Annotated in this window: 15 protein-coding genes; 10 read left to right on the top strand and 5 right to left on the bottom strand. The window is 40.6% G+C overall.

The annotated features are described in order from the left end of the window. Window positions 1–78 precede the first annotated feature (78 nt). The 3 genes from H6G28_RS32345 to H6G28_RS32335 all read right to left on the bottom strand — a co-directional run bounded on the left by H6G28_RS32345 (window position 79) and on the right by H6G28_RS32335 (window position 3,420). Window positions 79–552, bottom strand: coding sequence for a response regulator (locus H6G28_RS32345; RefSeq protein WP_190593929.1), 474 nt, complete (start codon window positions 550–552; stop codon window positions 79–81). Window positions 553–555: 3 nt separating this feature from the next. Then, a complete protein-coding gene (locus H6G28_RS32340) occupies window positions 556–2,808 on the bottom strand; it encodes a PAS domain S-box protein (RefSeq protein WP_190677082.1) in 2,253 nt (750 codons plus the stop codon). Window positions 2,809–3,216: 408 nt separating this feature from the next. Then, window positions 3,217–3,420, bottom strand: a complete 204-nt coding sequence (locus H6G28_RS32335) for a hypothetical protein (protein WP_190593931.1) — start codon at window positions 3,418–3,420, stop codon at window positions 3,217–3,219. A gap of 140 nt (window positions 3,421–3,560) precedes the next feature. Here H6G28_RS32335 and H6G28_RS32330 point away from each other — a divergent pair, with 140 nt between their 5' ends. Then, window positions 3,561–4,031, top strand: coding sequence for a GNAT family N-acetyltransferase (locus H6G28_RS32330; protein WP_190677080.1), 471 nt, complete (start codon window positions 3,561–3,563; stop codon window positions 4,029–4,031). Window positions 4,032–4,084: 53 nt separating this feature from the next. Here the strand turns inward: H6G28_RS32330 and H6G28_RS32325 are convergent, their stop codons facing one another. Next, on the bottom strand, window positions 4,085–4,693 hold the full coding sequence (locus H6G28_RS32325) for a class I SAM-dependent methyltransferase (protein WP_190593934.1): 609 nt from the start codon (window positions 4,691–4,693) through the stop codon (window positions 4,085–4,087). Between the two features lie 197 nt (window positions 4,694–4,890). Between H6G28_RS32325 and H6G28_RS32320 the strand changes: the two genes are divergently transcribed. From H6G28_RS32320 to H6G28_RS32280, 9 genes are all read left to right on the top strand, one after another. Continuing rightward, window positions 4,891–5,178, top strand: a complete 288-nt coding sequence (locus H6G28_RS32320) for a Mo-dependent nitrogenase C-terminal domain-containing protein (protein WP_190593936.1) — start codon at window positions 4,891–4,893, stop codon at window positions 5,176–5,178. Window positions 5,179–5,501: 323 nt separating this feature from the next. After that, complete coding sequence (locus H6G28_RS32315) at window positions 5,502–6,176, top strand: response regulator transcription factor (protein ID WP_190593938.1); 675 nt, start codon at window positions 5,502–5,504, stop codon at window positions 6,174–6,176. A gap of 103 nt (window positions 6,177–6,279) precedes the next feature. Beyond that, window positions 6,280–6,534 (top strand): hypothetical protein, encoded by a 255-nt coding sequence (locus H6G28_RS32310; RefSeq protein WP_190593940.1) that lies wholly within the window; start codon window positions 6,280–6,282, stop codon window positions 6,532–6,534. A 225-nt stretch (window positions 6,535–6,759) separates the two neighbouring features. Beyond that, the gene (locus tag H6G28_RS32305) at window positions 6,760–7,998 is read left to right on the top strand and encodes a GNAT family N-acetyltransferase (RefSeq protein WP_190593943.1); all 1,239 of its coding nucleotides are present in this window, start codon (window positions 6,760–6,762) and stop codon (window positions 7,996–7,998) included. 72 nt (window positions 7,999–8,070) lie between these two features. Next, a complete protein-coding gene (gene ruvX, locus H6G28_RS32300; RefSeq protein WP_190593945.1) occupies window positions 8,071–8,538 on the top strand; it encodes a Holliday junction resolvase RuvX in 468 nt (155 codons plus the stop codon). Between the two features lie 129 nt (window positions 8,539–8,667). Next, window positions 8,668–9,240, top strand: a complete 573-nt coding sequence (locus H6G28_RS32295; protein ID WP_190593946.1) for a DUF3727 domain-containing protein — start codon at window positions 8,668–8,670, stop codon at window positions 9,238–9,240. 217 nt (window positions 9,241–9,457) lie between these two features. After that, entirely contained in the window at window positions 9,458–9,997 is a 540-nt protein-coding gene (locus H6G28_RS32290; RefSeq protein ID WP_190677078.1) for a YqeG family HAD IIIA-type phosphatase, read from the top strand. A gap of 245 nt (window positions 9,998–10,242) precedes the next feature. Beyond that, window positions 10,243–11,352, top strand: a complete 1,110-nt coding sequence (gene proB / locus H6G28_RS32285) for a glutamate 5-kinase (protein WP_190677099.1) — start codon at window positions 10,243–10,245, stop codon at window positions 11,350–11,352. 16 nt (window positions 11,353–11,368) lie between these two features. Beyond that, window positions 11,369–12,418, top strand: coding sequence for a PDDEXK nuclease domain-containing protein (locus H6G28_RS32280; protein ID WP_190593950.1), 1,050 nt, complete (start codon window positions 11,369–11,371; stop codon window positions 12,416–12,418). A gap of 17 nt (window positions 12,419–12,435) precedes the next feature. Here the strand turns inward: H6G28_RS32280 and H6G28_RS32275 are convergent, their stop codons facing one another. Further along, entirely contained in the window at window positions 12,436–14,085 is a 1,650-nt protein-coding gene (locus tag H6G28_RS32275; RefSeq protein ID WP_190677075.1) for a dipeptide ABC transporter ATP-binding protein, read from the bottom strand. Window positions 14,086–14,352: the final 267 nt, after the last annotated feature.

Here is a 14,352-nt window from a genome sequence, read left to right as displayed (position 1 = left end):
ACTGCAATGAGCATTAAATTTCTTGATTGTGAAAATAATGCTCAATCATAATCGATATTGAACAATATAGAAAAATATCTATGAAACTGATAAGTCTGGTGGTAGGGTAACTGCCGTTAACCAAAAATCTTTAATTAAATGCACAACCTCAAGAAATTGATAGACATCAAGGGGTTTGGTTACATAACAATTAGCACTGAGATGATAAGAACGTAGTATGTCTTGTTCATCGGCTGAAGTAGTCAGCACTACAACCGGAATATGCTTCAAATTGGGGTCAGATTTAATTTCTGTCAGCACTTCTCGCCCATCCATCCCCGGTAAATTCAAATCAAGTAAAATTAAATCGGGACGAGGAGCATTAGCAAACTCTCCTTGCTGGCGTAGATAATTCATTGCTGTTTCACCATCTTCTACCCAGTGCAAGTTATTGGCAATCTTGGCATTGACAAAGCCTTTCATCGTGAGATTAGCATCGCTGGGAGAGTCTTCAACTAGCAAAATTTCCACACGCCGATGTACCTGAGTCTTTTCAACACTGTCATTAACCATATATTACACGTCTTTGTTTAAACTTTCTGGGATAGCTGATTCATGAAGAGTGAAGTAAAAAGTTGTACCAACTCCCAACTGAGATTCAGCCCATATATGACCATTGTGACGCTCAACGATTTTTTTACAAATAGCTAAACCAATTCCTGTCCCCGAAAATTCACGCCTGGTATGTAGACGGCGAAAAACTTCAAAAATCCGGTTAAGGTACTGAGATTTAATCCCAATACCGTTATCTTGTACTGAAAATAACCAAATTTTGTGGTTGTGAGTCAAATCTTCTTCCCCTACACCCTTCCACCCCTGCACCTCTACACCCCTACTCTTGTCTACTCTCGCTGCACTTATATGAATTCGTGGCGGTACGTCTTGGCTGCGAAACTTGATAGCATTACCAATCAAATTTTGAAATAATTGGATTAACTGGGTTTTGTCTGCAAGTAGGTTGGGCAATAACTCATAAGTGATCACAGCTTGACTTTCTGCGATCGCCACCTGTAAATTACTCAAAGCCTCACTCAGCACAAGATTGCAATCAGTCAGCGTAAATATTCGACCCCTTGTCCCTATGCGCGAATAAGCCAGCAAGTCTTTAATCAACTGCTGCATTCGTCTCGCACCATCAATAATGTAATCTATATATTCTTGGGCAGAATCATCTAACCTTTCTCGATATTCCTCCACCAATAATTGACTATAGCCAGTTACAGCCCGCAACGGTTCTTGCAAATCATGAGAAGCTACATAAGCAAACTGTTCTAATTCTTGATTCGAGTTTCTCAGTTCCTCATTGAGTTTTTCTAATTCTGCTGTACGTTCCTGAACTTTAACTTCTAATTCGGCTTTGGCTTGTTGTAGTCCTTCCTCTGCGAGTTTGCGGTCTGTAATATCAGTATGAGTTCCTATCCACTCTTGAATTTGGTTATCAGCATCTAATATAGGAACTCCCCGCACAGCAAAAAATCGATAACTACCATCAGCAACTCGCACACGATGTTCCAACTTATAAGGACTTTTCCATTCTCTAGCCTGATTCCATAAAAACTGAGAAAACTCTCGGTCTTCAGGATGAATTGCATTTAGCCATCCCCATACTTGAATTTCTTCCTGAGTTTGACCAGTCAAAGCTATCCATGAGGAATATTCTTGAGGAAAACCTTGAGCATCAGTTAACCATACTGCTTGAGATGTCGCCAGTACCAATGAACGATATCGTTTTTCACTTTTTTCTAAAGCCAGTTCCGCCAACTTGCGCCGCGTAATATCTTGAAAGAAAATTGATAACCCTTCTTGGCTAGGATAGATGCGATTTTCAAACCAGCGATCCCACGGTGGATAATACTCTTCAATCTCAATTACTTTCTGTTCGGACACAGCTTGGTAATAAGCATCATAAAACTTCTGTCCAACGCCTTCGGGAAACTCTTCCCAAATATTCTTTCCAATCAAATCTTCTGGACGACGATTGAAAATTTGTCCCGCCCTTTGATTCACGTAGGTATAACACCAATTTTCATCTAAAGCCACAAAAGCATCAGTGACAGTTTCTAAAAGATTTACCAGCTTTGCTTTAGCTGCTTGCTGTTCTAAAAAAATCGCTTCTGCTGACAAAACTTGATTAATCTGAATTTGCTTTTGCAGTAGTAAATAAACTCCTACTATCAGAACAGCACTCAAACCATATCCTAAAAACACTAAAAAAATAATTTGGATTACACCTTCATCTGTGTTTGCTATCCGCCGCTTTAATAAGTTTTTTTCTTCCCTTTCTATTACTTGCTTGATATTGTTAATTTGATTATCTATATTTATATTTATGGTCTGATTACTTTTAGCAAATTCAATATTTATTGCAAAACTTTTTTGTTGCAAAATTTTAATAGATGTTTCTAGAAAATGAATTTTTTGCGTAATTTTAAGTTCAAGTTGTTGAATTTGCTCTTGTTGTTTAAAGTTATCCCTAGTTAAATTTCTGATAATTTGAATTTGTTGTGATACCTTTCGTTTTTCTTGCTCATAAATTTCTTTATATTTTAACTGGCGGGTGAAAATATAACTGCTGTGTGCAGTTTCGGCATTTCTCAGATAAATGTACAGATGATCTGAAGTTTCTAGCACTTGCTGAGTATGAATAACCCAGTGTTTTTCTTGCATTAACCGCAGAAAACTGATATAAGAAATCACCCCAAAACCACAGAGCAATAATAATGCTAAAGAAAAGCTGACTGCAACAACTTTTGAGGAAAGTCTATTCATGAGCAACTCGCAGGATTGCAGATGATAAATAATATCTAGTCTTTATCAATCATTAACAATGTCATGAATCAAATGATACATCCATTAGGTAAAAATTTCATGCAATTTTTGTGTATATTTAAGATTTATATTTAAATTTGGTTGGTATCATTTTTTCTAAAAATTTGCTGCTTTGACCCTTTGATTATCTATATTAAAAATATATCCAATGATAGATGACAAAATAATATATTAGATTTTTATTTTTCCTGACTCATACCTAATTTACTAAGAATACTCAGCAAATATAAAAATTGAGTGAGTAATTAGCTTTTTATCACTTCTACTCACTCAATTTATTCTGATTTAAAATTATCAAATAATTTCTATCAGACTATTTTATTTTTACCTGATAAATAATCTCGCCAATTAACGAGATTCGGTACCTTGATTAGGGCTACCTGCTACATCATCTTCCCCAGGTGCTTCTGGTCTAGCAGTCTTTCGCGCATCAGACTTTGAAGCATCGCCTGTTTTGCGAATATCTTCTTGTAAAGGGGTTTGATAACCACCAGAAGCTGTCGGGGTGGTATCTTGATTGTTATCAGACTTTTGTTTTTGTTCTTCAGCCATAACCATAAACTCCAATGATTAATTCTTGGCTTTATTGTAGGAATATTAAGAATGTAAAGTTATCTATCTAAAATATGGTTATGACTGGATGTTTACTCTGTCATAAGTATTATTTAGTTATTTAAAAAACAAAGAGCTTAATGTACGCCCAAAATTTATCATTACCATCTGGATGTGTTCTGCGTCAGGCAAATTCAACTGATAAGTGGTCAATTCGCTCATTAGTATTTTCGGCTAAACTTGACCCTACTCAATTACGTTGGCAACAGTTCTCTGTTATTGAGTGTGAGGGTAGTTTAATTGCTTGTGGACAACTGCGTAATTTTTCTGGCGCACAAGAACTTGGTAGTTTGGTGGTTAAATCAACTTGGAGAGGTCATGGTTTAGGTAGTTTGCTCACGCAGCATCTAATTAGTCAAGCTACACAACCACTATATTTAGAATGTTTGGGTGAGCAATTGTCAAGGTTTTATAGTCGCTTTGGTTTTGTAACAGTTGCTTTTGAAAATCTACCTTCATCTCTTCAGCCTAAACTTCGCGTCTCGCAATTGGCTAAGAAGCTATTACGAGTACCTGTTGTGTTTATGAAATATGAGGGGAGTGGGAGATGAGGGGGACAAGGAGATAAGGGCGATGAGGGAGAAAGACAAAGCATCACTGTTGACTATTTGACAAAAATTGTGAGCAGAACAGGCCCTAATAAGTAATGATGACTGACACAGGTAAGTCCAGATGCAGAACCTAAAGTTTCTCTTTGTTTGGGACTGTAAAAACGGACTCCTAAAGGAGAAATTGGCAGTTTTTTAGGTTCTAGTTCTTGTTTAAAGGTAAAGTCAACTAAGTAAAAGCGTCCGCCGGGAGTCAGGACTCGCGCTACTTCAGTGAGAACTTTTTGCGGTTCTAAATAATGCAAAAAGCTGATAGTGTTGAACACAGCATCAAATTGACCTTCTCCAAAGGGTAAAGACTCAGCATTACCCTCGACATAAATTAAACGTGGATGGTGGCGGTTGCTAATTCTCGCCATTCGTAACATATTTGGTGATAAGTCTAAACCTGTACCACGCAACTCAGGAAATTTGGTGGCGAGGCGTTCTAATAAGCGTCCAGTCCCACATCCTAGATCGAGGACGTTGACTTGTTCTGGTAAATCAACATATTCTAATAGGCGTTGGTGAATAGCTCGATAAAATACTGAGGGAAATGTCCAATCGTAGCTAAAAGCCCAGTTGTTAAAGAGAGATTTTTTGTTAGCAAAGAAATTTTCCGTCATTGGTTTGCACTTGTGTGACAGCGATATCTAGCCTAACGTGCAGGTTCACAACTGTGGGAACTCAATCAATGATTCCGAAATCTAAAAACTTGGATATGTATTTAAAGATGTGACAGGAAAAGATGATCTGTGAGTCTAGCAGACTCAAGCGATCGCATCATGATATTTATCTATATTTAATCTTCCGGTAAATTACTATGACATCTATAACTTTGTTTCATTTACACAAAGATTTCTTACAAAAAGTTCGTAAATGGTTAGAAAGTCGAGAAATAAATAACATTCAATTGGCTCATTTTGTGTGTAGAGTGATACCATCACAATGTCCCTTTGAAAGAGATGTCACTTTATTTGGACGGAAACTGTTTCACATTCCAGCAATGTGTAAACTAAATCCCTTTTATGAGCAATTAGTAAGTCTACGTTTTCGGGCTTTGTGTTATCTTGCTGATGAATGTGGTGAAGATGTAAACGTTTATTGCTAAACTTTGAAATTCACAAATATCAGCCATCGGTAATTACAGACATACGCTTGTTATCTGCTTTAATCTATACTAAGCTATTCAAGGACTAATTAGACATACATCAAACTAGTTCTCGATTTGTATCACTCATAGCAGTCGAAGTATAAGTGAGGAAATTTAAAAAGCACGAATACAAGGCATAGTAAGACTTTTACCTTCTGCCTCCTGCCCTTCGGGTTCGCAGTCGCTCATGGGGGAAACCCCCAAGACCGCTCTGTCTCACCTCCTGACTTCTGCCTCCTGCTATACTGCCTTACCTTGCTGAAATTATTAACATCATCAATATGACGCACATCTTACTTGTAGAAGATGAGGTCAAACTGGCGCGATTTATCGAATTGGAACTGAATTACGAAGGTTATCAAGTCAGTGTCGCCTACGATGGATTAACTGCCCTAACTGCGGCGCGAGAGTTACATCCAGACTTAGTTATTTTAGATTGGATGTTACCAGGGTTATCAGGTCTAGAGATTTGCCGCCGTTTGCGGAGTACTGGAGATAAAGTCCCAGTCATATTATTAACTGCTAAAGATGAAGTCAGCGATCGCGTGGCTGGTCTAGACGCGGGTGCTGATGACTATGTAGTGAAACCATTCAGTGTGGAAGAACTATTAGCCAGAGTCCGCGCTCATCTGCGCCGCAACCAAGAAGCCGATGCAGCCGACATCTTAGAATTTGAAGACCTCAGCTTAAATCGTCGCACCAGAGAAGTGTATCGCGGCAATAGATTAATTGAATTAACCGCCAAAGAATTTGATTTGCTGGATTATTTGCTGTCCCATCCCCGACAAGTAATTACCCGCGATCGCATTTTAGAAGAAGTTTGGGGTTACGACTTCATGGGCGATTCCAACATCATCGAAGTTTACGTCCGCTACTTGCGCCTCAAACTTGAAATCAACCATGAAAAGCGACTGATTCAAACCGTCCGAGGCGTTGGCTACGTACTGCGTGAGTAGAAGTATGAAGGTTTGTAACCTGTAACCTGTAACCTCTCACCTGTAACCTCATTGCAAACAACCGTTAAACTTCATTGCAAAATAAGAAGGTAATTCGAGCAACATGATAAGTTTTGATGATGTGAATCAACAGTGCGATAAGGAGAACACAGTGGCAACGGAATCTCATTTACTAACGGGCAAAGCTGTACAAAACGACGATTTTAGTGAATATGTTGCTCATTTACAGCTACACATGACGCTACAAGCTCGCAATCTGGTTCCAACCTTCAAGCATTCTGTGGAAGATAGCAGACAACAACTCCTCCATCAAACCCAAGCCAACTTTGAAAAGTTAATTTCTCGGCAAGGTTTGTAAATATAGGAAATTTAACGAAAAGTCAAATAAAATAAAAGCAGGTATTTTTGGGTTAACGCCAATAGCGGACTCATCTAACCTGCTTTTTTTTGCTTTTGTAAGTCTTTGAATCAAAAAAATCAACCTTTTGAAGCAATAGCCAGCAACGGAAAGCCGTTAAAATTGTTATTGCAACAGTTCCACCCACGAGCAGTTAGTTAAGGCTAAATGGCCGCTTGAATCAAAATGACTTCATTACTTCCTCGAAATCTCAGCGTTGTCATCCGGCCAGTCCACTATCGGGATCTGGATGGAATTGAGCGATTAACACAAGAGTCATTCACCGCCACGACTTTGGCAGGCTCCAATTCTGCCGAGGGTCAAATGCAATCCCTCCGTCGGTGGTATGGCTTACTTAAATTTTTGAGTTGGTTCCCCAACCCACTCCAGTATCGTTTCTGCGCTTATGTTGCTGAACAGGGGCGAATGCTGTTGGGAATGATTCAAGTATCACCATTCAACCGCACTCACAGTACTTGGCGCATTGATAAGGTGATGCTAGATCGGGCTGCGGACAAACAAGGAATTGGCTCACAATTGCTGCGCCATTGCTTCGAGTCGATTTTAGAAGCGCGGACTTGGTTATTAGAAGTAAATATTAACGATATAGAAGCATTAGCTCTCTATCGCCAAAATGGATTTCAACGTTTAGCAGAAATTACCTATTGGAAAATAGAAGCCGATTTACTGACAGAATTGGCACAAGCAGAACCAGATTTACCCAATTTGCTGCCAGTAAGTAACGCTGATGCCCAGTTGCTTTATCAACTAGATACAGCATCAATGCCACCTTTGGTACGTCAAGTTTTTGACCGCAACACCCGCGATTTTAAAACCAGTTTATTTGGGGCGTTGACCGATGCTGTCAAGCAATGGATCACCAAAACAGAAGTTGTCAGTGGTTACGTGTTTGAACCGCAACGCAAAGCCGCCATTGGCTATTTTCAAGTACAGCTTGACCGCAAAGGCGAAACTCCCCATGTGGCAACGCTGACCGTCCACCCTGCTTACACTTGGTTGTATCCAGAGTTGCTTTCGCAATTGGCACGGATAGCGCAAGACTTCCCCCAACAAGGTTTGCGATTGGCTTCGTTAGACTACCAACCTGAAAGAGAAGAATATTTAGAACGGATTGGTGCAAAACGCACGGAACATACTTTGATTATGTCGCGTTCAGTTTGGCACAAACTCCGAGAATCAAAATTTGTCTCCTTAGAAGGGATTCAATGGACAGATGTGCTGCAAGGTTTACAACCAGCACGTAAACCCATACCGGGAGGGATGTCTTGGGCAAAAACTGGACAGCAGCCATCTTCCGAGATACCAGTGCCAAGCAAATCAGAATCTATCAACTTTAAATGTAACAACGGTCACACGGAGCCATCTTGCCAAAATGAATCAGTCGATGGTCAACAGGAAAAGTAGTCAAAGCTTACATGGTGAGGTTTAGAGGATGAAGGTTTCAGACTCAGTACTCACTACGTGGCACAGATCATAATGGATAAAAAACAGTATATTTCAGCACTAGGATTAGATGTCGGACGGAAACGAATTGGCGTAGCAGGATGCGATCGCACCGGTTTAATTGCTACGGGAATTACAACAATTGAACGCTCATCTTTTGAGCGCGACGTTGAGCAGTTCCAAAATATCGTCAATGAACGTCAGGTAGAAATTTTAGTTGTTGGTTTACCTTATTCAATGGATGGTTCATTGGGATTTCAGGCTCATCAGGTGCAGAAATTTGCCACCAAACTGAGTAAGGCTCTCAAACTACCCATAGAATATGTTGATGAGCGCCTCACCTCTTTTCAAGCAGAGCAAATGCTCATCGCCGAGAATCTCTCACCATCGCGTCATAAAGGTTTAATTGACCGCAAAGCCGCAGCTTTGATTTTACAACAATGGTTAGATTCTCGGCGCTCTGCCGCAGTTAAAATGCTGTCGAGTATGGATAGCTTTTGACGTGATATTCTGAAAGCAATTACTGAGCAGTTGTGTCTAAATGTGAAACTATTAGCTTGGCATTATTTGTCATTTAACAGGAAAGCAATATTCACAGTTGCGGTAAAGATAAAGTTTAACTAATCGGCTATGTTTCCTTCTCCATTTTCTGAAGATAACGATCGCGATCACACAGGTTCCATCACCTTGACAGATGACACAGGGCGAACCCTCGAATGTTATATAGAACATTCGCTCTCTGTAGATGGACAAGAATACGTCTTACTGCTTCCTGTGGACTCACCCATAGAAATTTTCGCTTGGGAAGGTGACGACGACGAAGAAGAAGCCGTTTTAGTAGAAGATGATGCTATCCTTGACGAAATTTTTGGTACCGCCCAAGCAGTTTTATCTGAGCAGAACCTAATTCTGAAAAACACGGCTTACGCTTTGACAGTGGCGGGTGAACTACCAGCTGTAGATGAGTCGGAACTTTTTACATTAGAAATCGAAGACGACGAAACCGATTTAGAGCCAGAACAATTACAGCTACTCGCCAGTTTCTATCATCATGAGCAGGAGTATGCCATTTATACCCCCCTCGATCCACTGCTGTTTTTTGCCAGAATCACTAAAGATGGCGAACCGGAATTACTTTCTCCCGAAGAATTTCGCCAAGTGCAACCACTCCTAGAAGAACAACTTTTTAACGAAGTGGAATAAAATCTGCTCAAAATTGAAAATAAAAATGTCTCATTTTTAGACAAGGTTTTAGATTTGGGTGCAGGGGTTTAAGGGTGTCAGGGCTTCGCCATGAGCGTCAGCCGCACGGTGTAGGTATCGAAAATCCTTACACCCCTATACCCTTTCACCCCCTGCACCCATTCTCAACAATGCTCTTACTTGGGAGCATTTTTCATTGTGATCCTGAAAATTATCTATGACTTGGAACAATCTCTTACAGCCTGACTTGATTTTACACGGTTCAGTTTTGCAATTGACTCAAGAAGTTATTCAACAATATGGGCTGAAGGGACTTGTCTTAGATGTGGATGAAACACTCGTTCCTTTCACAGTGGGGACTCCTTCGCCAGAGTTGAGACAATGGGTAGAAGAAATCCGCGTTAATGTTGATTTGTGGTTGGTGAGCAATAACTTAAGCGAAGCTCGCATTGGCAGTATTGCCCGTGCTTTGAATTTACCTTATTACTTGGGTGCAGCCAAGCCCTCTCGCCGCAAAATTAGAGCCGCTCTCCAAGCAATGGATTTACCAGCACATCAAGTAGGAATGGTGGGCGATCGCTTGTTTACTGATGTTTTGGCTGGTAATCGCCTGGGAATGTTTACAATTCTCGTAGAACCGATTATTCATCCTGATGCTGCATTGCGTTCTCATCCCGTCCGAAATTTTGAAGTCTGGATTTCTGAAATCCTGGGAGCCTCTATCACACCTAAACGCAGCGTTGTTAACAAAAAGTAACAAATCGTCAGGAAAAGAAAGCTAAAGAAATAATTAAGAATGAAATAGAAACATATAATATGGGGGATTATAAGTATTAATAACATGGGGTCAGCCAAAAAAAGACCCTAGTAAATAGCAAATAACTATAAACTAGTAAAGCGTCAGCCTTCACCTATAGAAGGATTGGCGCTTTGCTTTTTTGTGCTTTGTCATTTGTCTTTAATAACTAATGACCAATGATCAATGACTAATGACTAATGACCATGACCAAAACAATCGTCGTCAAAATAGGCACTTCTAGCCTGACTCAACCAGAAACCGGGCAATTAGCACTTTCTACGATCGCAACTTTAACCGAAACACTTTGTCATTTAAGACAGCAGGGAAATCGTGTGATTTTGGTTTCCTCTGGTGCGGTGGGTGTGGGCTGTGCCAGATTAGGCTTAACAGAACGTCCAAAAGCGATCGCCCTCAAACAAGCAGTAGCCGCAGTTGGTCAAGGCAGGTTAATGCGGATATATGACGATTTATTTACAACCTTGCAACAGCCAATTGCCCAAGTTTTGCTAACTCGCAGCGACTTAGTACAGCGTAGCCGATACCTCAACGTTTACAACACCTTTAAAGAATTGCTGGGGCTGGGTGTAATTCCCGTAGTTAATGAAAATGACACCGTGGCTGTCGAGGAACTGAAATTTGGTGATAATGATACCCTTTCGGCATTAGTAGCGAGTTTAGTTGAAGCAGATTGGCTATTTTTACTCACCGACGTAGATAGATTATATTCAGCCGATCCCCGTTCTGTACCAGATGCCAAACCCATTGCCTTGGTGAGTAATATTAAAGAATTGGCGCAACTGCAAATCCAAACAGGCGGACAAGGTTCACAATGGGGTACTGGTGGGATGGTAACAAAAATATCCGCCGCCCGAATTGCGATCGCCGCCGGAGTGCGAACAGTCATTACTCAAGGGCGATTTCCCCGCAATCTCGAAAAAATTATCCAAGGGGAACCTTTAGGAACCCACTTTGAACCACAACCAGAACCCACATCAGCTAGGAAACGCTGGATAGCTTACGGACTTGTGCCGACGGGAAAATTGTATTTAGATCAAGGTGCGATCGCGGCAATATCACAAGCCGGAAAATCATTATTAGCCGCAGGTATCAAAACATTAGAAGGCGAATTTGACACCCAAGACGCTGTGCAGTTGTGCGACACCAACGGTAACGAAATAGCCAGAGGATTAGTCAACTACAGCAGCGATGAACTACAGAAAATCTGCGGGCGACACTCCAGAGAAATTCCCGAAATTTTGGGATATGTGGGCGCAGATACCGTAGTGCATCGAGATAACTTAGTTTTGACTTAAATAGAATGGTTAAATTATGGCGGATAAGTTATTACCAACGGATGGCTATGATGACTTCTTACGGGAGTTAAAAGAACGTATACACAGCGCCCAAGTAAAAGCAGCTTTGTCTATTAACCGTGAATTGGTATTACTTTATTGGCAAATTGGGCGCGAAATTATCATCCGTCAGCAGCAGCAAACATGGGGTAGCAAAGTTATTGAACGTCTTGCACAAGATTTACAAGTTGCTTTCCCTGATATCAAGGGATTTTCAGCCAGAAATCTGAAGTATATGCGAGCCTTTGCTGAAGCTTATCCAAATGAACAAATAGTGCAGCAGGCTGCTGCACAAATTCCTTGGTTTCATAACTGTGTAATTTTAGATAAAGTTAAAAATAATTTAGAGCGTGAATGGTATATACGAAAAACTATAGAAAATGGCTGGAGCAGAAATATTTTAACTCTCCAAATTGAGAATAGACTTTTTGCGCGTCAGGGAAAGGCTGTCAATAACTTTAACGTTAGATTACCGTCTCCTCAATCAGATATTGCTAGAGAAACGTTAAAAGACCCTTATATTTTTGATTTTTTGAGTTTAGGAGAAGCAGCCCAAGAACGGGAATTAGAAAAAGAACTTGTAAAACACATTACTCAATTTCTTTTGGAGTTGGGTGTAGGATTTGCTTTTGTTGGACAGCAATATAATTTAAAGATAGGAAATGAAGATTTTTACATAGATTTGCTTTTTTATCATGTGAAATTACATTGTTTTGTAGTGATTGAACTGAAAACAGGCAAATTTAAACCTGAATATGCAGGAAAAATCAATTTCTATCTTTCGGCTGTAGATGATTTGCTCAAATCTCCTGTAGATAATCCTTCAATTGGTTTAATTTTATGTGCAAGTAAGGACAATATTATTGCTGAGTATGCGCTACGTGATGTCAATAAGCCAATAGGTATTGCTGAATGGCAAACTAAACTTACTAAGTCACTGCCCAAAGAGTTACAAACAAAGTTGCCAACTATTGAGCAGTTGGAAGCAGAACTAGAAAATTTGTCAGCAGAAATAGAGAATGATTGATTAGCTTACCTCTAATCTTAAGTTCGAGCTAATAAAGGAGCCGCCGCTAATAGTGTTTGTGTATACGGATGTTGCGGATGGGCAAAAATGTGTTTTGTTGGGCCGAGTTCGACAATTTTACCGCCATTCATTACCGCAATGCGATCGCACAAAAATCTCGCTAACCACAAGTCATGGGTAATAAATAGATAAGTTAACTCAAATTCTGCCTTTAATTGCAGCATCAAATCTAATACTTGCGACTGTACACTGGCATCTAACATACTCACTGGTTCATCGCAAATCAACAGTTTAGGACGAGTAATTAAAGCCCGTGCGATCGCTACTCGTTGTTGTTGTCCTCCCGACAAATCTGATGGGTAACGTTGATAATAAACTTCTGGCGGTGTTAAACCAACTTTTTGCAACATCCACAATACTTCTTCTTTGGCTTTGGCTGCATCAGCCAGATTGTGAATTAATAAAGGATCACCTATACTCTGCCCTACAGTCATCGCCGGATTTAAACAAGCATGGGGATCTTGAAACACCATTTGCATTTGTCGCCGGGAAGCGCGAATTTCTTGGCGTGATAGCTTGGTTAAATCTTGTCCTAAAAATTCGACTTTGCCAGATGTCGGACGAATTAGCTGTAAGATTGTCCGCGACAATGTGCTTTTACCACAACCAGATTCACCAACTAAGCCTAAAATTTCTCCGGGAAACAGTTCCAGGTTAATTCCATCTACGGCTTTGATTGTCTGACTTTCCGCTTTAAACAGTCGTTCAATTAAGTTAGGTTCTATGGTGTAGTGTTGCTGGAGTTCTGTAACTCGTAGAAGTGGTGATTGACTATCAAGTGTTGGTTGTGAAGCATCTTCTCCACTTTCATCCACAGCTTGAATATGCAAAGCGGCTTGTAAAAGCGATCGCGTATATTCATGTTGGGGATTACCAAACACCGATGATGTCGCCCCCATTTCTACCATTTTGCCGTTATACATTACACCGATGCGGCCGCAATATTCTGCCACCATTGCCAAATCGTGAGAAATTAGCAACAGTGCCATATTTTCTTCCGCGCACAGACGGGTTAATTCTTGTAAAATCTGGGCTGAGACAGTGACATCTAAACTAGTGGTAGGTTCATCAGCCACAATTAACTTAGGATTTAGAAGGAGAGCAAGAGCGATCGCTACCCGTTGTCGCATTCCACCGCTAAACTCATGCGGATACTGATTCCACCGACTCGCCGGGATTTTCACCTTTTCCAAAGTCGCCAGTGCTTTTTCTTTCGCTTCCTTGGCTGATAGTTCTGGTGAATGTGCTTGTAAAGTTTCCAGACAATGCTTACCAATCGTCATTAATGGATCAAGGCGTGTCATCGGGTCTTGGAAAATTAATGCTACTACTTCCCCCCGAAATTTCCGCAACTGAGTTGGTGTTAACTCAAATACTGACTGTCCTTGAAAAGTTACCCGTCCCTCAATCCGGCTAGATGGAGGTAACAACCGCATTACCGCCCTTCCCAAAGTAGATTTACCGCACCCAGACTCCCCCACCAAACCCATTCTTTCCCCAGGTTGTAGCGTCAAAGATACATCATCCACCGCCCAACTGAGTTCTTCCTCGCCGCGCTGAGGATAAGCAACTCGCAAATTTTCTATACAAAATAAAGCATTACTCATATTTATTTCTTAGCCCAGAGCTACCAGCTAGAATAATTTCAAATTTTAGCTAGTGTATCAAATTCTCCAAACTTCCTGTTCTAATTCCAAGAAACCCCAAACCAAAAAGGCGCTCCCCGTGAAGAGAACGCCTTTGATTAATTATTTATTGCTTCTATCTCAGAAGATTAGCCATTGATAGCAGGAGCAGAGATAGCAACAGGAGCTTGCTCACCAGCAGCCAAGTCTAAGGGGAAGTTGTGAGCATTGCGCTCGTGCATTACTTCC

Source organism: Nostoc sp. FACHB-190 (assembly GCF_014696905.1).
Taxonomy (GTDB): domain Bacteria; phylum Cyanobacteriota; class Cyanobacteriia; order Cyanobacteriales; family Nostocaceae; genus Nostoc_B.
Note: the sequence above shows the minus strand (reverse complement) of the source record. Positions and strands in the feature narration are given on the sequence as shown.

Coding starts and splice junctions, on each gene's coding strand:
- H6G28_RS32345 (WP_190593929.1), bottom strand. CDS start 552: ATGGTTAATGACAGTGTTGAAAAGACTCAGGTACATCGGCGTGTGGAA.
- H6G28_RS32340 (WP_190677082.1), bottom strand. CDS start 2,808: ATGAATAGACTTTCCTCAAAAGTTGTTGCAGTCAGCTTTTCTTTAGCA.
- H6G28_RS32335 (WP_190593931.1), bottom strand. CDS start 3,420: ATGGCTGAAGAACAAAAACAAAAGTCTGATAACAATCAAGATACCACC.
- H6G28_RS32330 (WP_190677080.1), top strand. CDS start 3,561: ATGTACGCCCAAAATTTATCATTACCATCTGGATGTGTTCTGCGTCAG.
- H6G28_RS32325 (WP_190593934.1), bottom strand. CDS start 4,693: ATGACGGAAAATTTCTTTGCTAACAAAAAATCTCTCTTTAACAACTGG.
- H6G28_RS32320 (WP_190593936.1), top strand. CDS start 4,891: ATGACATCTATAACTTTGTTTCATTTACACAAAGATTTCTTACAAAAA.
- H6G28_RS32315 (WP_190593938.1), top strand. CDS start 5,502: ATGACGCACATCTTACTTGTAGAAGATGAGGTCAAACTGGCGCGATTT.
- H6G28_RS32310 (WP_190593940.1), top strand. CDS start 6,280: ATGATAAGTTTTGATGATGTGAATCAACAGTGCGATAAGGAGAACACA.
- H6G28_RS32305 (WP_190593943.1), top strand. CDS start 6,760: ATGACTTCATTACTTCCTCGAAATCTCAGCGTTGTCATCCGGCCAGTC.
- ruvX (WP_190593945.1), top strand. CDS start 8,071: ATGGATAAAAAACAGTATATTTCAGCACTAGGATTAGATGTCGGACGG.
- H6G28_RS32295 (WP_190593946.1), top strand. CDS start 8,668: ATGTTTCCTTCTCCATTTTCTGAAGATAACGATCGCGATCACACAGGT.
- H6G28_RS32290 (WP_190677078.1), top strand. CDS start 9,458: ATGACTTGGAACAATCTCTTACAGCCTGACTTGATTTTACACGGTTCA.
- proB (WP_190677099.1), top strand. CDS start 10,243: ATGACCAAAACAATCGTCGTCAAAATAGGCACTTCTAGCCTGACTCAA.
- H6G28_RS32280 (WP_190593950.1), top strand. CDS start 11,369: ATGGCGGATAAGTTATTACCAACGGATGGCTATGATGACTTCTTACGG.
- H6G28_RS32275 (WP_190677075.1), bottom strand. CDS start 14,085: ATGAGTAATGCTTTATTTTGTATAGAAAATTTGCGAGTTGCTTATCCT.